This window comes from Bacillus sp. FJAT-18017 (assembly GCF_001278805.1).
Classification (GTDB): Bacteria; Bacillota; Bacilli; order Bacillales; family Cytobacillaceae; genus Bacillus_D.
The window spans coordinates 1170113-1189333 of record NZ_CP012602.1 but is presented as its reverse complement, the minus strand read 5'-3'; the positions used below and the strand labels follow the sequence as shown (position 1 = coordinate 1189333).

General features: G+C 39.5%; 17 protein-coding genes, 2 pseudogenes and 1 riboswitch. Of the genes and pseudogenes, 10 read left to right on the top strand and 9 right to left on the bottom strand.

What is annotated here, in order from left to right; genetic code table 11:
• Positions 1-15: 15 nt before the first annotated feature.
• The gene (locus AM500_RS05455) at positions 16-1149 is read right to left on the bottom strand and encodes a phosphonoacetaldehyde reductase (RefSeq protein WP_053598324.1); all 1134 of its coding nucleotides are present in this window, start codon (positions 1147-1149) and stop codon (positions 16-18) included.
• 491 nt (positions 1150-1640) lie between these two features.
• Here AM500_RS05455 and AM500_RS05450 point away from each other — a divergent pair, with 491 nt between their 5' ends.
• The 10 genes and pseudogenes from AM500_RS05450 to AM500_RS05410 all read left to right on the top strand — a co-directional run bounded on the left by AM500_RS05450 (position 1641) and on the right by AM500_RS05410 (position 11053).
• Entirely contained in the window at positions 1641-2417 is a 777-nt protein-coding gene (locus tag AM500_RS05450) for a DeoR/GlpR family DNA-binding transcription regulator (RefSeq protein WP_053598323.1), read from the top strand.
• 326 nt (positions 2418-2743) lie between these two features.
• Positions 2744-3157 carry a hypothetical protein gene (locus tag AM500_RS05445; RefSeq protein WP_231688112.1) on the top strand — a complete coding sequence of 138 codons (414 nt, stop codon included), beginning with the start codon at positions 2744-2746 and terminating at the stop codon, positions 3155-3157.
• Positions 3158-3461: 304 nt separating this feature from the next.
• A complete protein-coding gene (locus tag AM500_RS05440; protein ID WP_053598321.1) occupies positions 3462-4514 on the top strand; it encodes an ATP synthase beta subunit C-terminal domain-containing protein in 1053 nt (350 codons plus the stop codon).
• 469 nt (positions 4515-4983) lie between these two features.
• The gene (locus AM500_RS05435) at positions 4984-6684 is read left to right on the top strand and encodes an alpha-keto acid decarboxylase family protein (protein ID WP_053598320.1); all 1701 of its coding nucleotides are present in this window, start codon (positions 4984-4986) and stop codon (positions 6682-6684) included.
• A gap of 185 nt (positions 6685-6869) precedes the next feature.
• Entirely contained in the window at positions 6870-7484 is a 615-nt protein-coding gene (locus tag AM500_RS05430) for a PH domain-containing protein (protein ID WP_053598319.1), read from the top strand.
• Between the two features lie 269 nt (positions 7485-7753).
• Positions 7754-7888 (top strand): hypothetical protein, encoded by a 135-nt coding sequence (locus AM500_RS26210; protein WP_269432567.1) that lies wholly within the window; start codon positions 7754-7756, stop codon positions 7886-7888.
• 314 nt (positions 7889-8202) lie between these two features.
• Positions 8203-8268, top strand: a pseudogene (locus tag AM500_RS26375) (zinc-ribbon domain-containing protein); the annotation flags it as partial.
• A 138-nt stretch (positions 8269-8406) separates the two neighbouring features.
• Complete coding sequence (locus AM500_RS05420; RefSeq protein WP_053598317.1) at positions 8407-9354, top strand: DUF2628 domain-containing protein; 948 nt, start codon at positions 8407-8409, stop codon at positions 9352-9354.
• A gap of 273 nt (positions 9355-9627) precedes the next feature.
• A complete protein-coding gene (locus AM500_RS05415; RefSeq protein ID WP_053598316.1) occupies positions 9628-10545 on the top strand; it encodes a fibronectin type III domain-containing protein in 918 nt (305 codons plus the stop codon).
• Positions 10448-11053, top strand: a complete 606-nt coding sequence (locus AM500_RS05410) for a fibronectin type III domain-containing protein (protein WP_156319752.1) — start codon at positions 10448-10450, stop codon at positions 11051-11053. Before AM500_RS05415 ends, AM500_RS05410 begins: the two co-directional genes overlap by 98 nt.
• Before the next feature lie 351 nt (positions 11054-11404).
• Positions 11405-11487: riboswitch (cyclic di-GMP riboswitch) on the bottom strand.
• A 334-nt stretch (positions 11488-11821) separates the two neighbouring features.
• Here AM500_RS05410 and AM500_RS05405 read toward each other — a convergent pair.
• The 8 genes and pseudogenes from AM500_RS05405 to AM500_RS05375 all read right to left on the bottom strand — a co-directional run bounded on the left by AM500_RS05405 (position 11822) and on the right by AM500_RS05375 (position 19109).
• A complete protein-coding gene (locus tag AM500_RS05405) occupies positions 11822-12439 on the bottom strand; it encodes an acetate uptake transporter (RefSeq protein WP_053598314.1) in 618 nt (205 codons plus the stop codon).
• A gap of 148 nt (positions 12440-12587) precedes the next feature.
• Positions 12588-13349 (bottom strand): DUF6612 family protein, encoded by a 762-nt coding sequence (locus AM500_RS05400; RefSeq protein ID WP_053598313.1) that lies wholly within the window; start codon positions 13347-13349, stop codon positions 12588-12590.
• A gap of 185 nt (positions 13350-13534) precedes the next feature.
• Positions 13535-13804: an IS1096 element passenger TnpR family protein gene (locus AM500_RS26370; RefSeq protein ID WP_442854004.1), complete on the bottom strand. Its 270-nt coding sequence runs from the start codon at positions 13802-13804 to the stop codon at positions 13535-13537.
• Between the two features lie 60 nt (positions 13805-13864).
• Positions 13865-14239: pseudogene (locus AM500_RS26365) on the bottom strand (DUF6933 domain-containing protein); the annotation flags it as partial.
• A 479-nt stretch (positions 14240-14718) separates the two neighbouring features.
• Positions 14719-15246 carry an acyltransferase gene (locus AM500_RS05390; RefSeq protein ID WP_053598311.1) on the bottom strand — a complete coding sequence of 176 codons (528 nt, stop codon included), beginning with the start codon at positions 15244-15246 and terminating at the stop codon, positions 14719-14721.
• Positions 15247-15469: 223 nt separating this feature from the next.
• Positions 15470-16993, bottom strand: coding sequence for a lipopolysaccharide biosynthesis protein (locus tag AM500_RS05385; RefSeq protein WP_053598310.1), 1524 nt, complete (start codon positions 16991-16993; stop codon positions 15470-15472).
• A 17-nt stretch (positions 16994-17010) separates the two neighbouring features.
• On the bottom strand, positions 17011-18096 hold the full coding sequence (locus AM500_RS05380; RefSeq protein WP_053598309.1) for a polysaccharide pyruvyl transferase family protein: 1086 nt from the start codon (positions 18094-18096) through the stop codon (positions 17011-17013).
• Complete coding sequence (locus tag AM500_RS05375; protein ID WP_053598308.1) at positions 18093-19109, bottom strand: glycosyltransferase family 2 protein; 1017 nt, start codon at positions 19107-19109, stop codon at positions 18093-18095. The genes AM500_RS05380 and AM500_RS05375 overlap by 4 nt, the downstream gene beginning before the upstream one ends.
• Positions 19110-19221 lie beyond the last annotated feature (112 nt).

Below are 19221 nucleotides of genomic sequence, written 5' to 3'. Positions count from 1 at the left end.
TTTCTCTCCTCTTCCTTAATAAATAGTTAATAGAATCTGTTTGACATCTTCCTTCGTTAAAGCAACTGGGTTGTTATCCATCCGGCCCTTTGTGAAGGCATTTGCAGCAATTCTTTCAATTATCTCTTCATTGGCGTCGTAATCTCTAAGTTTGCTGGAGAACCCTGATAGCTGATGAAAATGCTCGATAAGCGATTGAACCTCGCTGGGACTGCTTACCCCAAATGCTTGAAGCAATTTTTCTTTTTCAAAAATAGAGTCCCAATTCATTTCCAATACTTTAGCAAGCGTGATGCTTGCTGCTATCCCATGGACCATCCCAAGTTCCAAAGTTAGAGGATAGGAAATGGAATGGCATGCCGTTGTCCTTGTGTTGCTAAAGGCCAGTCCCGCATACAAGCTTCCTAAAGCTATATCTCTTCTTGATTCCAAGTTGTTCGACTGATTCAATACCTTTTCAAAATTGGCAACAATCCGCTTGATTGCCTCTAATGAATAGATTCTTGAAATTTCATTAGAGTTTTTTGACCAGTAAGCCTCCGTTGCATGACATAAAGCATCTAAAGCAGTTGCAGCAGTTAATCCTTTTGGTAGTGATGCAGTTAGTGCCGGGTCAATGATGGCCGTATGTGCATAAACGTGTTCACAATCCACTGACAGTTTCACTCCGTTCGCACGGTCCCAGATTGTAGCCCAGCAAGTAACTTCGGAACCCGTCCCCGAAGTTGTCGGAATGCCAATCCAGGGAACGATTTTTTGGTTTTCTATGTAAAGCTTTTGTTGTATCACAGAACGTAATGCTGAAGCAGTATCGATTTCCATTCCCTTTAAGGCAGCCAGGGATTTCGAAAGGTCAAGAACACTGCCCCCTCCAATTCCTACTATGCATTGATAATCGAGGTTTTCTATTTTTTTATAAAAATTAAACAGGTCTTCCACATCAGGATTGGATATGGTCACTTCTACTAGTTTGACTTCAAAATCCTCAAGGCTTTTAGTAAGGCTGCGCCCTGCCTCGGATTCCGGGAAATCACCTCCTCGATGTAAAAGGACGATATTTCGAAGTTGAGGATTGATCCTATTAAGTACATCCCCGATGACATCTATCGGTTCTATTTTTATTTTGACTGGATTATAGTAGTTTCCCATCAGTTAGACCCTTTCTTTGTTTGTCGTTTGCTTCATAATGCAAGATTAATCCGTTTTTTGCTGTTTTACAATGCGTTTTACAGTTTAATTACGTAATATTTACGCTTTTTCTATAAAATATAGATAATTTTTACTTTGTAAAATACATAATCTTGCTGTATTTTGCTTTTTTGAAATATATGTTAAGATTTTTATACTATATAAATTAAATTTAATATTTTCTAAATGTGTCTGTTGATTTCCGTTCCACAAAGGGAAGCTTCTTAGAGTTTTCATCACAGGGACAGGCGGTTTTTGCCTGTCACGAGGCGCTTCGCTTTCCGCGGGGTGTGCGGTGAGCCTCCTCGTCGCCTGTTTGGCGTCTGCGGGGCCTCACCTGTGCACTGCTCCCGCAGGAGTCTTCGCGCCTTCCACTCCAATCAACGTGTCTGATAAAAAGCAATTTCTTAATTCAACATATATAACTATTTAAAGGGATAGGGGAGAGCTGTATGATGTTACAAGAGCAAAGACATCAAATGATTGAATCCTTTTTAAAACAGCAAAAATCTGTAAAAGCTACTGAACTTGCTGCTTTATTAGATGTCTCCATTGATACTGTACGCAGGGATTTAGAGGTTCTTGAGAAAAAGGGGATCGTCAAGCGGGTTCACGGCGGGGCTATTTTAATCCAAAATACTGATAATGTACTAAACAAGCTGTTTAGTGAGAGAGAGGTCAAAAATCTCGAAAAAAAGCAGGAAGTTGCTTCATTAGCAGTTGAATTAATTGAAGAAGGGCAGGCAATTGCTCTAAACGGCGGGACAACGACAATCGAGATTGCGAAAGTACTTGTTGAAAGGTTTAAGAGGTTAACGATTATTACAAATGATATCCGTATTTTATCGATTCTTGGACCCCATAAGAATTTCAATGTCATCCTCACTGGCGGTTTTTTTAATCCAGAGGAATATACGTTATATGGGAAACAATGTGAAGAAATCCTTTCTAGTTTTAATAGCGATATTGCATTCATTACGGTGAATGGATTGTCGCTTGAACACGGTTTAACAGATTTCAGAATGCACGAAGTAGGTGTCATTCAAACCATAATGTCAAAGACCAAATACAAAGTAGTAGTAGCGGATTCAACAAAGTTTGAGACATCCTCTTACATCAATATTGGTCCTCTAAAGGATATTGACCTGATCGTTACCGATAGTTCACTTCCATCTACTGTTGTAGAGGAATATAGCAAACAGGATATTCGAATTCTTTCTCAACACTAATCCACAACGGATGCTGGAATGTCCACTGTGAAGGCCCTATTTAAAAAAATGGATAGTTCAGTAGATGGTAAGGAAAATAAAGTAATTTGCAAAATATCGAAGCAAAAATAATCTCCACCTATTTTTTAGATGGGGATTGTTGGGTTATCCTGGTTAAATATTCTGAAGCTAAATTCTTAAAACCGAGACTCTTTGGAACATATCTTTAAAAAAGAAAAATCGGGAGGTTTCCGCTCACCATCCCGTCCGAGCGAGCGAACCTGAAAAAGCTCCCACTTATGATACAATGCTGGTAAGTGATGAATGGAAACGGAGGGGTACAAAAGGTGACAATCCTAGCCTATTTTATTACTCTAATCTGCATTTGTGTGTCCATAGTTGTTACTCTGTTTTTCAAGACTGAATTGGAGCGGATGTTTTGTGGCGGCAGGCAGGAATTCATTTTCCATGTTTGCAATGTCATCATCATCATGATGGTGGCCTTTACATCGCAAGCCGTTATGACGATTTATCTCGTCGGACAAGAATTTCATTATATACAGCAAACAGTCGCTTTATTTTTCATCGTCCTGGCACTTTACATCCCAGGGCACTTCGCCTTTGAAAAATACAAATTTGCTTACAGAAGATATGAGCCGGCAAAGGATGGTAAAGTCCTCGTTCTTAACGAAAAATACTTAAAAAAGAAAAAAAGATTTCAAAAGTTGAAGCATTACAATGCCTGGGCCGAAGAAGAATGATGTTCCGGTACTGTTTTAGCTGCAAAACTCACAAAATAAAGCTTGGAGACCGAATTATACGGCTCCAAGCTTTCTGCTTTTTATAGAAGGTTTCAAATGGATGAATTCCTATGTTGATGCACCACTCCATTCACCTACCTGCCCTTTAACACATTAATGACTTGGGTTTACCTCCCCTTCCTTAAACTCAGCTGGTTTTCATATAAAAATTACTCTGCAAAGCAATAAAAATTAATTTGTAAAGTAATTTATATTGCATTCAAACGTAATTTAATTTACTATATAAAGTAAAGGAGGGGGTTTTATGGAAAGTACGGATGACATACGATTAAATGTCAGCTTATTGCGCAGGAAAGTACCGAATCTAACAAGTGCAGCCCGGCAAGTTGGCTTGAGGCCTGCTACCGTTTCGAACCTGTGCACGGGAAAAATACCTGTTGGCAGAGCTGAGGTTCGAACATTGGTTGCACTAGCTTCATTGGCCGATTGCAGTTTGGATGATTTGATTATCAGAGGGGAGAAGATGGAGATGATTGAAACCAAAATTAAAACGTTGGATTTATTTGCTCCTTTAGCAAAAGGAGGAACTGTCGGTTTGGTTGCACGTCCTGGAATGGGGCAGCTCGTTGTATTAGCGGAATTACTTTTTCGATTGAAAAATGACGGATTTAAAACAATCCTTTTAATGCCTGAAGGTGAAAACCAGGGAGTAGATGAACTCACTGAAAATGTAGAAATCATTACGAACACCATCGAAGAAACCTACGAAACCATTGCAGGTATAGGCGGGGACAAAGATATTATGTTCGTTGCAGACAAATCCTATGTGATAACAGGAGGTATCCAGCAACTCCAGGAGAAGCTCCAAGGAATCGGAATCCACTCTGTCACAACTTTCCTGCTTGATTTGACAGGCGAAGTTGTGGATGAAGACTTACCTTATGGGCCACTTGAAACCTTATTGCAATTTGATGCAGATCTGGCTGCACGGCATCGCTATCCAGCCGTCAATCCTCTAAGTTCAACATCCTCTGTGCTCGAAGGTGCCCATCTCGACCAGGAACACTTCACGATTCAACAAAAAGCACTCAAACTTCTTCGCCGCTACCGGGAGCTCCGTTCATTAGTGAATGTTAGCGGGATTGAACGGATTCCGGCATCTGAATTACAAACCTACCAAAGAGGCGAACGGCTTGAAGCCTATTTAACCCAGCCTTTTTATGTTGCCGAACCTTTTACCAAACAACCAGGCCTGTCCGTAAGCCTCCAGGAAACTCTGAACGATATAAAAGAAATTTTGAACGGTGCGGTAGATTCAAAAGATGTGTCAGAACTAGAGTTTATCGGGAAATTATAAAGAGCAAACAGGGACGGGTCTCCTCTGCCAGTTGGCTAAGGAGAACCGATCCCTTTTTCATCTCATACCGCGTACGACATTACCCTTGTAAAGCCCATCTGCAGAAATTCCCAGGCCAAATTGATCCCATAAAATCATTATCCAAATGAAGGATGGTTACGGCTTGATTTTTTGGACTGTTCCCGTCTTCATAAGCGAAATGAAGGATGGTTACGTTTGATTTTTCGGTCTGTTCCCGTCTTCATAAGCCAAATGAAGGATGGTTACGCTTGATTTTTCGGTCTGTTCCCGTCTTCATTAGCCAGATGAAGGATGGTTACGCATGATTTTTTGGTCTGTTCCCGTCTTCATAAGCTCCCAAAACTACTCACTTCCCTCCCCCTCACCTATCCAACGCTTAACTCTCCTGCAACAAGGGTAAATCTTATAAGTAAGCAGCTATGATTGGAAAGGAGCGTGCATATAGAACATGACTTCAATGGACAACTCCAGCCAACAAATCCCAATGGGGCAAAAAACGGTTGGCGAGTATTTATTTGATTGCCTAAAACAAGAGGGCATTACCGAAATTTTCGGTGTCCCGGGAGATTATAATTTCACCTTGCTTGATGCGCTTCAAGAGTATAACGGCATCCGCTTTTACAATGGGCGGAACGAACTGAATGCTGGCTATGCCGCGGATGGGTATGCGCGAATCAAAGGCATCTCCGCTCTGATTACAACATTCGGGGTCGGAGAACTGAGCGCAACCAATGCAATAGCCGGCGCAAACAGCGAGCATGTACCGATTATTCATATTGTCGGTTCACCTCCCGAGAAGGCTCAAAAAGAGCGCAAACTGATGCACCACACCTTGATGGACGGCAATTTCGATGTGTTCCGCAAGGTTTATGAGCCATTAACGGCCTATACAACAATTGTGACAGCGGATAACGCCAGGATGGAAATTCCGGCAGCAATCCGGATTGCCAAGGAAAGGAGAAAGCCCGTATACCTTGTGGTAGCTGATGATGTAGTGGCCAAGCCCATCACCGGCCGGGAGGTGCCAGCATCTCCTTTGCCAGCTTCGAACCAGGATAAACTTCTCGCTGCGGTGGAACATGTCCGCAGGTTGCTGGAGCCAGCCCGGCAGCCGGTCATCCTCGTCGATGTAAAAGCGATGCGGTTCGGACTTCAAACAGCGGTCCGAGAGCTTGCCAATACAATGAATGTTCCCGTTGCGACCATGATGTACGGCAAAGGAACCTTTGACGAAACCCATCCGAATTATATCGGAGTGTACGCTGGCACTTTCGGCAGTTCCGAAGTCCAAAGCATCGTTGAAAACTCAGACTGTGTCATCGCGGTAGGCCTGGTGTGGTCCGACACCAACACAGCGAACTTCACCGCGAAACTGAACCCGCATAACACAATTGAAGTTCAGCCTACCAAGGTCAAGATTGCTGAATCCCAATACCCGGATGTACGGGCTGCCGACATACTGCAAGAGATGCAAAAGCTTGATTACCGAAGCCAGTCAAAGCCCGAAAAAATCTCCTTCCCGTACGAGGAAATCACCGGCAGTTCCGATGAGCCGCTTAGAGCAGAAAACTATTTTCCGCGTTTTCAGCGTATGCTAAAAGAAAACGATATTGTCATTGCTGAAACAGGGACCTTTTATTACGGAATGTCCCAGGTGAAACTGCCTGCCAACACAACCTATATTATGCAGGGAGGCTGGCAGTCGATCGGGTACGCCACACCCGCTGCATACGGTGCCAGTATCGCCGCGCCCGACCGCCGGGTCCTGCTTTTTACAGGCGATGGCTCGATGCAGCTGACCGCCCAGGAAATAAGCTCGATGCTCTATTATGGATGCAAGCCGATCATCTTCGTCTTGAACAATGACGGCTACACGATTGAGAGATATTTAAATGTTGAAATCAGCCCAGACGAGCAGAATTACAACGATATTCCTAACTGGTCCTACACCAAACTAGCCGAAGCCTTTGGCGGAGAACTGTTTACAAAAACAGTCCGGACAAACGAAGAACTCGACGAGGCAATAACCCAGGCAGAACAGGAATATGCCGAAAAACTTTGTTTGATTGAAATGATTGCTGCTGACCCAATGGATGCCCCTGAATACATGCACCGGATACGAAATCACAAGCAGGAACAGAAGAAGTAGTAGAAATGGAGGCCTCGTCCTCCATTTCTTTTTTTATGAAAAAAGGGGTCGATGCCCTAAATAAAATGCATACATGCCTACACGCCTAGTCTTAAATAAACAATTTCTTCCATAAAAAAGTTATCTAAAATATCTTCATATGATAAAATAAAGTTGTTTGATAATTTGGAAAAGGGGAGAAGAATATGTTTAAAAAGCTGGCTTCCGAAGCTCTTGGCTTGTCCGATATCGGAAAAATTATTGAGCATCAGGACTTTGACAAAACAGATGCCGATGACTATGTCCGCCATGAGGACAATGAGAAAATTTACTTCCTGATCAAGACAAAGGCAGATGAATATTGCTTCACCAACTTGGCCTTCATCCATGTTGACGGTGAAAATGCCATTTCTTCCAAACGGACGCTGAAGCGCTATCCTTATTCCCAGCACAAAATTACAGACGTCACCCTTGAAACTGCGGGAAGAGTCGACCTCGATATCGAGATTAAATTTACTCTGGGAAATCAGCAGTACAGTATCGATGTGGACAAAAAGCAAATCAACAAGCTGAACGACCTCTACAAAGCCCTTCTCTACATATCCGAAGTCACAATCGAAAACAATATTATGCTCCAAATGGCCAGCGCAAGCCTTGATAAAGCTACAACCATCCTGCAAACCTCAAGGCCTGTTGATATACCGCTCGCCGACCAGTACAAGCAGCTGACCGAGTTTGGCTTCGAGTGGCTGAAATCAACCCGCGAACAATACCACCAAAAAGATTTCGGAGCTGTTTTTGAAAAATATATTAACAACTAATATAGAAAAAAAGCACACATTTTACACAGTTGAATAAGATGATAAACATAGAAAGGCATTGTAAACCCTCGAACAATACAATGTCTTTTTATTTTCCCCATTTTCCCACTAGTCTTGCTTGTCCAGATGAATGCATGCCCCTGGTCTGTCATTAAAAGGTTTAAACACTCATAAAATAGGGTAAAGCAAAAACTCTAAGGGACAATCCCTTACATTTGGTTGTGTTCCACTTATCTTATGGCTAAAAAAATGCAAAGGAGGAACAGTTGATGTTACAATCTGATCCAAATGAATGCATTTATTGTGGGGACCAGCTGACGAAATGGGAAAGCACCAGAAGCTATTGTTGGGATTGCAGTGAAACCACTTCCCCTGAAGCCTATCACGATGAAGATGAAATTTAAAATGACAAATAACATTGGTACTTAATTAAAAGAGGCAGGGGAATTCCCCTGCCTCCTTTTTTATCTCCTTAACTCACCGATAAAAAGGGGTTAATCTGTTATTTGTATGAGACGTTTCCGCAGAATCCCCTGATACACAGCGGAAGCCCCCCTCCGTTTACCCTTTTAATAAGTACAATTCTTTCATCCCTACCAGCTTGTACCCAAAAGAGACAGCCGGCTTTTTCCCTATCCTTATTAATGGCATTTTTTATAAATTATGGTAATAATAAGGTGTATATAGTGAAAACAAAGAAAAATGCTGAGGTGAGGTCATGTTTTGTACTAGTTGTGGTGCAAAAATTAAAGAAGACGGAAGATTTTGTTCTTCATGCGGTAAACCAGTAGACTCTCAAGCTACTGAAATTTCTCCTAACACTTCCGAGTCAGTGTCGGGCACTCATGAACTACGGACTTTTATAGGAAACAAATCCGATTATTACTTGCGAAAATGGAGCAATCCTAAGAGGAATGGTTTAATGGGTTGGAACTGGGCAGCGTTTTTTGCCGGTATGTTCTGGCTAGGCTACCGAAAAATGTACAAGATCGTATTGATCATTTTAGGTGCTTTCTTGGCTTTTGATATTATTTCGCTTATTATTAACAATCCCATTTTAGACGAGATGAACTACTCAATAGGCATTGTCACATCTGTCGTGTTAGGCATGTCTGGAAACTATTATTATTATAAAAATGCTCAAGACAAGATAAAGAATGTTAAAACTCTACTCCCCCATAACCCGACAGGCCAAGAGGATGTACTGCGTAAACAAGGTGGCTCCAGCTGGGGAGGAGTATTTATCGTTCTTGGGTTATTTGTAGTTTATTTATCAATTAATGTAGCCATGGCCTTTGTTTTCGACAGTACCGCTCAAGACTCTATAAGCAAGGACAAACCGGAAGCAGCAGTTGCCACCAACAACACAGACACAAGTGATAAGGATAATACAGATGACACAACCGAAGGAACTGATACAGAAACGGATATCACCGATACTGATACTACGACCTCCAATTCAGCAGATGACGAAACATCACTTGCGACAGAACAAGACCTTCTTCAATCTTACATGAAAGAAAACGGTCTGACCGTGCAAGCTATAGATTTCCAATATGATATGGCAAATCAACTAAATCAAGAGTTTGCGATTATAGGAAACGCCTCGCTGTCAGATTACTATAATTATGGATTTAGTGAGTTAGAAAAGGAATTTTTTGCAGTAAAGATCTACCCAATAGAAGATTCCACTAGCATCAAAGATGTCTGGACCCTCTACTTCAGTAGAACTGATTTTGCGGAGTTATTCAATACTTTGAAGGTAAAAGGCGAAACCCTGCTGGTGGGTACCGGCTTCATTCCAAGTGAGCTGTATGAGGATTCACAAGGAAACCTCGCCGTTGCGAGTCAAGCCTCTTGGGAAGAATAAAATCATAGGAAAGTAATCAGGCGGCCATGAAAGGGGCCGCCTTAAAATTACCCACGGTCTTCTCCGCCCTCCAGTACAGCCATCCTGGAACAAAACCTTGTGAAAAAGAAAAACCGGGAAGCGTCAAGTCCTCCTCCACCGTTTGTCAACAAGTTTCTTTACTATTAAAAATTTTCCCTGTTTAAAATGTGTCAAATAGATAAAACATATTGCAATAAATCCCAAATATTGTATTCTGAATTAGCAATAATTAAAACGTTCAAGGGGGATACGATGAGAAAGAATCGGGTGCATTTTTTTGTCTTGTTATTGCTATTGGTGGCAGCCGCGACCATTAAGCCGGGGTCTGTGTTTGCAGCTGCTGGTGATCGCGCAACACCACACAGTGCATGGGATTATCATGAATTCAAATTGCAGGAGTACAGTTCGGAGACACCCAAGACAGTGAGCCTTCAACTGTTGGATATTTTTACTGGTGAAGAGGCAAATGAACTAGTTGCCAGTGAGAATATGTTTAATGATGTACCAGGACCTGGAGAACATTGGATTGTAATGCCATTTGCTCTTGGATATGTAAAGGGGCCTGAAGAATCTCTTGGAGCCTACGATATCATTTCTAGCAGCTATAATTTTTACACCCCATCCGGCCAAAAAATTTCGCCAAAATCAATTGCAACTTTCTCAAATGATTTTGAAGGCCAAGGAGAATTTGATGTTGAATTTTATCCTGGAAATGAAGACTTAGTTTTATATGGCATTTTGGTAAGTGACACAATTGAGTATCCGATGGTCAGAATAGGTTCAGGTGTTACCTCGTCAGGATCAACCATTTATAAATGGTTTTCAACCGATCCATCCTATCTTGAACCAGTGGTATCTCTAAAAGCTACACCTTCCACTTACAATAGCAATAAAATTACTTGGACAAAAGCAACAGGTGTAACTGGTTATGATATTTACAGGTCTACTTCAAGCACAGGAACTTTTACCAAGATTGGTACTGTAAAATACCCTGGGACTTCTTACACCAATACGGGATTAAACACAGGAACAACTTATTACTATAAGATTAAAACGTATTATATTGATGAGGATGGATACAGAATGGACGGCAAATTTAGTCCAGTTGTATCAGCACAGCCTGTACTTTGCCACACCAGCCTCAGCCAAAGCGGCTTCCGCTTCCTATAACAGTATCAAAACGAGCTGGAGCGCAGTTAGCGGGGCAAGCGGCTATGAGATTTACCGCTCTACGTCAAAAACAGGCACTTACAGCCTTGTAAAATCAACAACAGCAACGACGTTCACAAATACTAGTCTATCAACGAACAAAACATATTATTATAAGGTCCGTGCTTATCGCATGGTAGGTACCAAAAAGATATACAGCAACTTTTCAACAATCGTTTCCGCAAAGCCAGTTCCATCGATACCGGCTAATTTCAAAGCAGCCAAGTACTCTAGTACAAGCATTAAAACAAGCTGGAGTGCAGTTACCGGCGCCAACGGTTACCAGGTTTATAGGGCAACTTCCAAGACCGGGACATACACTCTTGTAAAAACAACAACTTCAACATCTTTTACCAATACCAGCCTGAAAACCGGAAAAACCTATTATTATAAAGTCAGAGCATATCGCAACGTCGGCAGCACAAAAGTCTATAGTGGCTACACATCAATTTTAGGCGTGAAACTCTAGATCAACTAGAAAACGAAAACCCTCGGTACTCTAAATAGGAGAGTCCGAGGGTTTTTTGCGGGTAAGTTTATAATTTTTAAAGAAAAGTAGAGGGTGACAGGTATTCACAAGGTTGGTTAAGTGAGAACCTCTCCCACTCTACGCTAGTGGAAATACAACAAACAGGGATGGTTCCGTTTTGCAAAAAAACCGATTAATGAGATATCTCATTAATCGGGTTTAAAAAGGGTTAGCTAGGGCGTTTTTTACCACACCTTACGCATTGGTCCGTATAGTAGCTGTACTTGTGATTCCGACGAAGGAAACAAATAATGGATTTAAACATTTTGATGAACTCCCTGTTGAATATTACCCGGCAGTCCAGCCATCTTAGTAAATACCTTAGATCTGCGACTTTGCGCCCCTATTTTTCAATAGGTTTGCCTTTATCAAGTTGATAGGTCAATTGTACTATATTATCTATCCTCCAAAAAGGAATCCACATCGGTAAAGTTTGGCAAGATTCAATATCCTCTCGGTAAAAATATCAATTCTCCATTTCAATGAGAGATAAACTTTGTACCAAGTTGGCTTCCCCTCGACAAGTCCTTGGCTTCTGGAGAGGCTGATTAATCCAATAGGGTCAGTCTAAAAAAATTTATCAGCATCCAGAAGATACGAAATACACTCCATTCAGCACAACAATAAATTCAACATAGTCTACTAACACAGACTTTAAATTAAAAAACAGCCCGGCAACTCTGCCGGACCATTTAGCGAATACCAAACTTATTTTTTAAAAACCCCAAACGGCTTCCCAATCGGCAGGAAGACTCGTCCAAAGTGCGTGTTCAGTACGATAGCTGCCGAACCGTAAAACGATAGCAGCGCAATCAGCATTTCGGATACTGCCGCGAGCATGTGGGTAGCTTCATACATGATGCCGAACGAACTTAGAGTTAAACCGATAAACAGGAAGTCGATCATGACAAAGATGGAAAACAGAACTTTGTGTGTTTCCGCAGCGCCGATCGTCATAAAGATGCTGAAGATTAAATAGCCGAGAAATGCAAAGCCGAGCTGCTTCGGATCAGCATTAGCAGCAAGCTTTTCGCCGAATGCTCCAAGCTGGATAAGCCAGGTCATGCCGACTCCGAACCAGAATAGTCCAAATGCACCAAACGCAGTTGTCCCGAAAATGTTATTATGCTTAGAATCCTGTACAGCCGCGAATAGCTGTGCAATGCCCCCGAGAAAGAAAGCCCAAGGCAGGATTAAGGAAAGCCCTTCAGTTAAGCCTAATTTTTGAGATGATGCTACAAACGTGACCATTCCGAGTCCGAATAGGCCAAGTGCAGATGGATCTGCTGCTGTAATTTTCACTTGTGTTGATTTCTGAGTATCCATGAGTTCCTCCTAAAAAATACATACTTACTAAAGGTATAGAAGTTTAGGAGAAGAGTCAATGAAATTCAGGTGGCAAAATTGTGAAATCGCTAACGACAGGGGACGGTTCTGACAAACCTGAACCGCCCCTCTTTGTTCATTTAATTCTTTAACTCTCTAAATCCATCTCTATCACATTATCAGTGACCTCGGCTGGAATGGAGAAGTCTTTGACAGAGTTAATATTTTTGTAGTCTGCATCTGCTTTTATGCTGATTTGGGTTGTCTGGCCGTCCATGACGACTTCCAGGTCAGCCTCGGTCAGCACGTTTTTCAAGTTATAGTCTTTATCGATTGTGTAGGAATAATTGAACTTGTTTACCTTCGATACCTTGATGGATTGATTTTGCATTTCTTCCGTCAGTACGCTCGTGACAAGTTCCTTTTCTTTGTCCGAAGAATTTTCGTCAAGCTTGACGTCCAGGACATAGCCGCCGTCTTTTTGTTCAAAAGAAAAGAGCTCACTAAACTCGTTTATCATTTCAAGGTCTTTCTTAATTGAATCTCCGCTGGCCATTTCCTCAAACTCTGGGATACTGCCGGTCGGAGCCTGGATCCAGCCTTCTTCCCCAGGCATCTTCATATAGGCTGATTCCTTATCTATGTATAACTCGATTTCCCCTTCAATCATACTCATTTTCATATGCGTTATAAAAGGGTCATCCTTATAAACCAAGGCAATATCTGTCGTTGAACTGATGTCCTGTCCATTGGAGCTAATCTTAAATTCCGTCTTCATATCCGTTTCAAAACTGTTCAATGACTTTTTGACTGCCCCCGAAACGACTTCTTCCTTGGTCACCTTCGTACCGCAACCGTTAATGATAAGCATGAGAATCAGACTAGCTATCACAACCGAAATTTTTTTCATTTTCTCCTCCTTGATTACGCCTTACCTCCATCTTACCAGTTAATGGATATCAACATCAAAAAATTTTTGCATTTTTCGAAAAAATAACAGGAATGTGTTTCATATCATCCTGCAAAAACAAGACGGTGCTTGTACCTAAAAAAGTGGTATAACGCAAAAAATCCCATCAAATGGGGATTTTTTTTCTATTCGTACTTCAACAATCTATTGATTTGGTTTATGTCAAACTTTCGATACCCTTGCGACCTGCCCCAGCTAACCATATGATCATAGTCAGAATCCGCACTTTTATATAGATAGAACTCATGTAAATGGGAATTTTCCCAGCCAAAAGCCGTCTGGATAATAGTATGCAGATCAGCAAATGTCCGGTTCAGCGGCACGATCACCCTCCGCCACACCTTATGCTGCTCATCCACAAACGAAAGCGAAATTTTTAGCTGTACAGCAGGCATGCCAATCACAGGCCCACCCGAAAACTCCTCAAGATCCCGGTACATCACCTCATTCGGGTAGAGATAACTGTTTTTTCCATCCCCGACAAGCAGGCGGTTTATCCTTTTTCCCAAGGCCAACTGGAACATCTCATTTCCCAAAACCTCATCACTAAAATACTCAACTTCCATGCACTGCCGGTCTAGGCGCGCAACAAGCTTACGATCTTTTGTTTTTGAAAAAACAACCTTGCCCATCGCTTCCAAATAAGCATCTATAACCTCTTTTTTAATCCCCTCAGACGTTAACGCTTCCCGGATTCCCTGCACAGCAAGCTCGTCCAGCTTCTTAAAATCCTTCGCTTTCAAACCATACAATACAACCACAAAACGGCTGCTGTCATTCACCAGGACAACCGCCTGCCTCCGATTCATCGTCAGCAAATTCGCATGCCACGAGAATAAGGCTTTTCCTCAGTCCCAGCATCAAGCACAACATCCAATTTGCCCAACAGCTTCTTCGTACAATGTAGGATCATTTAAAAACTCCCAATTTCAGACGTTTTTATACTAAAATCCTCGTTTTTATACTAAAATCTTACCATTTATAAAAAAACAAAACATCCTATATACAAACAAGAGCCCTTTTATCATCAAACATAACATTTAACCATCATAAAATTATAAATTTATCCATTAATTCAGTGTGTCAGAACCAATTGGAAGTCTTTTTCCATTAGTTATTTGTTCTCGAAAAATAATTCAGCGATTTTTTATTTAATTCATCGGTTTTAATCATGAATTCAGCGATTTTGAACTTAATTCTTAAAGTGCAGAATATTCAAAATTATATCCTAATATTTTTGTACCGAATTAATATAAAAAACACCTGTAGATAAGACCCTCTTCTTCAAGCGCCCTAACTACAAGTATCTTTATAGGTGGTTCTTGATTTTCAAGTAAATCTTGTCTTCTTTTTTCAGTTTTTCATATATCTCTTTATTTCTATACTTTAAAATTTTTGCTGGATTTCCTCCTACTACCGCACAAGGAGGAATGTTTTTAGTTACGACTGCTCCCATTCCGATAACCGCGCCCTCTCCAATTGTAACCCCTGGAACAATTAAGACATTGGAACCAATCCAAACGTTTGATTCTATCACAACCGGCTTATATATATATTTGGTATCATACGGTATTGAAAGAAGATCCTCGCTATCATAATTATGGTTTCTGGTCATAATTTCACAATTATGAGCGATTATCGTTCCACTTCCAATAACAATACCACCATACCCCAAGAATTGATTATCAGGACCAATATAAACATGATCACCAATCGAAATATCACCTGGGCTAAGAAATTTATTGCTTCTGTGGATATCCACATTCTCGCCTAAATGCTTGAAACTTATTTTTTTCTCTTTCTTATTTGTTAGTCTTTTAATTAATTTTATTATCATATTAGAAAAGGCTCCCAATTTAATAGAGAAGAATTTTAGAAGGTGTTAAATTAATAATGTATATAAATTAAGCATGTTGATTGTAGCGGAAGGCACGTAGACTCCTGCGGGAGAAAAGGTCAGTGGGAGACCCCACAGGCGTTCGCGCCGAGGAGGCTCCCAGGCCGCCCGCGGAAAGCGAAGTGCCTGAAGCGGAAATCAACAAACTTTGTAAAAAACAGTTTTAGCTCTGCCGCAATCTATTCTTCATTCCTATTAAAAGATTGACCAAAACTTTGAATTCTTCTTTTTTCCTAAAATATAAAAACAAGACTAGATTGGAAACAATTAAACACACCATTACTTGATATAAAAATGAGAACAGCGTCCCATTTTGATAAATAGAGCACAAGAAATGAATGATGACTCCGCTGAGTGCCATGACCAATAAAAATATGAAATACTTATAAAAATATTCTTTAGAGGAGCGTTTAAAGCTTTCTCTAAAAATAATCATCGGGTCATACCAAAAGAAAGTGGCTAATCTGCTTATAATAGTTCCGAATAGAACTCCCGCTACTCCTAAATACTTTGCCAGGAAAATAGAAACCACAATATTAATGATGGCTGCATAGATCGGCCTGTATTTCCCTAATTGATACAGCCCTGCCCCATCTCTAAAAATAACATTGACATTGTGCATTCCATTAATGAAAAAATTCAATACAATAGCGAATAGAGCAAGTTTATCCAAAAGATATTCTTCACCTATCCAAAGTGTTATGAAGGGGTCAGTTAACTGCCACAAGGATACTAAGGATACACCATAAAGCCAAAAGGCTACTAAAAGCACTGTATTAAAAATACTGTATTTTTTTTCCGGTGCCTCGTTAACATTTAAATCACCTACACTGGCAGTAAGTGAGTTAAATATTTGATTCATAATTCTATTAAGAGAGGTCGTTATCATTAGGTAATTAGAGTAAAGCCCCACATACGAAATGCCGATAAAGGCAGATATAACGATAGAATCTGTACCATTAATGACTGTTGAAGCAATTCTATATAAAAAAGCAGAATACGTATTTTTGAATATAGTCTTTTTCTCATCACCGTTTAATTCTTCATCGATAGGTTCCTTCAAGAAAGGATATAAATTATCCACCTTTTTAGAAATATATAGATTTTGCAACACTGTACTTGCTATCGATATAACCGTATATAAGATGAAATTCTTAAATACTAAAAGCGTTACAATCTGTACGATACTAGTGACAAGAGTAAAAAATGTTGTGATTGAAGAGACTATATAATTCTTTTGATCAGCTACCAAAAAGATTCTTTTATAAACCAGGAGATAGGATACAACAGAGTTCAGTACAAAAAGAATATAAATGGTATTTAAATAAGGAATCGAATCAGAGTCTTTAATGATATACGGCAAAAACGGTAAAATGACTAAGCCTATAATTAAAACACTTGCAGAAACCTTTCTGAAAAACCCTTTATAAAAAGTCATGAGGATCTTTAGCTTTACTTCGTCATTCTCTTTAATAGGTTTATAGAGACTAAAAGTCATAGCTCCGATTATGCCCAGGTCTGCAAGTGATAATATCGTTATTATATTTGTAAAAAGTCCATTTATCCCTAAATACTCAACACCTAATGTGATTAAAAAGACTGTTCTTACAGCAAAATTTAATAGAAGAAAAATTATTTGATTAAGCAGTCCAAACGCAATATTTTTCACTGAATTTCTTGTTCTCATTTTTAAAATTTCCTATCTTATTCTCTGAGTAATAGTTTATCTAATTCCTCAAATTGTTTTTTCGACTCCTCCATATAAACATCAATACTGTCTGGTAAGTTAATAGTCGAATTCAGTTTTTCAATATCAAACTTTTTCAACTCATTTAGTTTTATAATCTCACCCTGGAATCCCATATCGTCCAGTACGGTAAGCATTTTATCGCTATATATAATCGGAAATACATTTTTCTTTAATCTAATCCCCAGGATCATCGCGTGGAAACGGGTAGCAACGATGGTCTCCATCTCACTTATCATTGTAATAGCCTCATCCAGGTCCCCGTTATACAAATAAGAATTCACCGACTTCTTGGTATCCGAATCCAATAAACGCAACACTTCATTAATAGCTGCTTCATCCCCTTCTTTTTTACAAAAAGAGAATAGCGTTACCCTTTTTCCTCTGGAAACAAGATAATCGATCATTTTTTTGAGCGTATCAAGATAGTCCTGTTTATACTCTTTAAGGCCGTCTCTTTCACTCAAATCAATAAGGGATATACCTACGTTCCCCTTATCGTTCATAGCAGTCGTATCAACATTCATGTTAAAAACAACATCCGGTGCATACCTGACATGATTCAAATCTTTAAATAAGTTGTAAGATTTCAAATCCCGAAAACAAATATCCGTATAATGCGAAAAAGTATTTTTATAGGCCATATAAAATTCTTGATCGGTCCAAGGCCCAAAATTACTTCCGATTAGGAAATTCGGTTTGTTTTTCAAAAGTAAATGGTTGTGTTTAGCCCATTTTGATTTCCAGCTATCATTTTGTATAAATAAGGATCCTCCTATATAAACGTGAGCATCCATAAATCTATTTGTAATACTCCTTATTAAAGAAAAATTATTTACCTTATAAGAGACCCTATCGATCAAAGAATAAATCTTGTTTTGACTAATATAAGTGAGATTCTTTATTTCTTTAAAATTATCTTTGTATTTTGGGCTGCCATGCATATAAAAATTCACATGTTTATAGCGGTCGCAAAGGATTTTTATAAACAAATCATCGCCCAAGTTGCTATTTAAATAGGCTGTAATCATTACTTTTTTCATTGGGTCACCACTGAGTTGATTTTTTTCTTTAAGTTCAGTAATTGCAAAGTTAATGAAACAAAATTACTCTGCAATAATAAAATAAATAGATTATATTTTAGGTTTAATTTAGCTACTTTTAGAGAATCGTTAAATTGCCTTGTATTAACGACCATTTTAATTGTACGTCTCTTTTCTTCCTTAGCCATCTTATCGTTCAGAAGAAACGATATCATTGCGTCTGTAATGGCTTTAATATATTTACTTTCGAGAATAATTTTATTCCTGCTTTGATAAACTCCGTATTTGACCATAAACTTTCGTAATTCCCGATAAATAGATTCTTGAGCTTCCAGTCTCTTGCTATTATATTTCAATGTCAAAGATTGATTGTTGACCCGATAATATGAATAATAAGACTGGTCAATAAGAGATATAGAATTAATCGTTTCCATATACTTCAGATTAAATAATAAATCTTCGCCAAGTGAAAAATCCTTAGGGAACAGGATATTGTTATCTACTATGATTTTTTTTACATACATTTTATTGCATGGTGAATTTAATAATCCTTTTTTTTCGAAAAATTCACCAAAGAGGTTGAAAAACTCACTTTTATCAATACATCCACTGTGTCCTGTACGAATCTCTTCAATTAAGTTATCGTCAAGATCCATAATCTTATAACCAGAGATCGCCAATTCACTTTGGTCATATTGAATCTCAGCAACTAATGCTTCAGTCATGTTATTACTTATAGAATCGTCACAATCAACAAATTGAATATACTCTCCGCTAGCGACGCTTATGCCAAAATTCCTTGTATCACTAACTCCAGAGTTGGGCCGATCAAATACTCTTAATCTTTTGTCCATTTTCTGATAGCTCTCACAAATAGTAATACTATTATCAGTTGAGCCGTCATTTATTAAGATAATCTCTATATCGTCATACGTTTGGTTCATAACCGATTCTATGCATTTGGCCAAAAACAACTCGCCATTATAAATTGGTATAATTATACTAACCGTCATTGAAAGAGTTCTCCTTGCCAAATTTGTATTTTATTGATTGGAAAAATTTCTTTCAGTATCATTATTCTACGGATAACGACATGCGGAAGATAGAACAATCTTTTAGAATCAT

Excerpts from the sequence above, each read along its gene's own strand:
- AM500_RS05415 (WP_053598316.1), top strand. The coding sequence starts at position 9,628 with ATGAGAAAGAATCGGGTGCATTTTTTTGTCTTGTTATTGCTATTGGTG.
- AM500_RS05410 (WP_156319752.1), top strand. The coding sequence starts at position 10,448 with ATGGATACAGAATGGACGGCAAATTTAGTCCAGTTGTATCAGCACAGC.
- AM500_RS05420 (WP_053598317.1), top strand. The coding sequence starts at position 8,407 with ATGGGTTGGAACTGGGCAGCGTTTTTTGCCGGTATGTTCTGGCTAGGC.
- AM500_RS05375 (WP_053598308.1), bottom strand. The coding sequence starts at position 19,109 with ATGACGGTTAGTATAATTATACCAATTTATAATGGCGAGTTGTTTTTG.
- AM500_RS05435 (WP_053598320.1), top strand. The coding sequence starts at position 4,984 with ATGACTTCAATGGACAACTCCAGCCAACAAATCCCAATGGGGCAAAAA.
- AM500_RS05390 (WP_053598311.1), bottom strand. The coding sequence starts at position 15,246 with ATGATAATAAAATTAATTAAAAGACTAACAAATAAGAAAGAGAAAAAA.
- AM500_RS05450 (WP_053598323.1), top strand. The coding sequence starts at position 1,641 with ATGATGTTACAAGAGCAAAGACATCAAATGATTGAATCCTTTTTAAAA.
- AM500_RS05440 (WP_053598321.1), top strand. The coding sequence starts at position 3,462 with ATGGAAAGTACGGATGACATACGATTAAATGTCAGCTTATTGCGCAGG.
- AM500_RS05455 (WP_053598324.1), bottom strand. The coding sequence starts at position 1,149 with ATGGGAAACTACTATAATCCAGTCAAAATAAAAATAGAACCGATAGAT.
- AM500_RS26370 (WP_442854004.1), bottom strand. The coding sequence starts at position 13,804 with ATGCCTGCTGTACAGCTAAAAATTTCGCTTTCGTTTGTGGATGAGCAG.
- AM500_RS05405 (WP_053598314.1), bottom strand. The coding sequence starts at position 12,439 with ATGGATACTCAGAAATCAACACAAGTGAAAATTACAGCAGCAGATCCA.
- AM500_RS26210 (WP_269432567.1), top strand. The coding sequence starts at position 7,754 with ATGTTACAATCTGATCCAAATGAATGCATTTATTGTGGGGACCAGCTG.
- AM500_RS05430 (WP_053598319.1), top strand. The coding sequence starts at position 6,870 with ATGTTTAAAAAGCTGGCTTCCGAAGCTCTTGGCTTGTCCGATATCGGA.
- AM500_RS05385 (WP_053598310.1), bottom strand. The coding sequence starts at position 16,993 with ATGAGAACAAGAAATTCAGTGAAAAATATTGCGTTTGGACTGCTTAAT.
- AM500_RS05400 (WP_053598313.1), bottom strand. The coding sequence starts at position 13,349 with ATGAAAAAAATTTCGGTTGTGATAGCTAGTCTGATTCTCATGCTTATC.
- AM500_RS05380 (WP_053598309.1), bottom strand. The coding sequence starts at position 18,096 with ATGAAAAAAGTAATGATTACAGCCTATTTAAATAGCAACTTGGGCGAT.